1 pseudogene is annotated in these 299 nt (G+C 40.8%); it reads right to left on the bottom strand.

The features are described from left to right. Window positions 1-228, bottom strand: a pseudogene (locus N5909_RS09785) (dTDP-6-deoxy-3,4-keto-hexulose isomerase); the annotation flags it as partial. Window positions 229-299 lie beyond the last annotated feature (71 nt).

Below are 299 nucleotides of genomic sequence, written 5' to 3'. Positions count from 1 at the left end.
TCCTCCTAGACTCTCTGAAAAGAGGATAACTCCTCTAAGTAGGGGAACCATTATATTTTCCGCATAAGACTTAGCGCTATCATAGGCTGCCCCTTTCAACTCCTCCTCTGTAATCAAATTATTAAAGGCACTAATGACATCGTTATAATAATTCACACGGCTGCTTAATACACTATTTGCTGTACTACCCTGCGAATCTGCTGAGCCTATATCTACTTTAATCCCCATTCTTCTCCTCCTTCTCCTCATTTTGTAATTCAAGACGGCGTTGTTGAAAAAGAAGTTCCTCTTTTTCGCCC

The sequence above is a fragment of the Streptococcus gwangjuensis genome, assembly GCF_028156745.1.
Taxonomy (GTDB): Bacteria; Bacillota; Bacilli; order Lactobacillales; family Streptococcaceae; genus Streptococcus; species Streptococcus gwangjuense_A.
The sequence above is the reverse complement of the archived record's forward strand: the minus strand, read 5'-3'. Positions and strand labels throughout refer to the sequence as shown.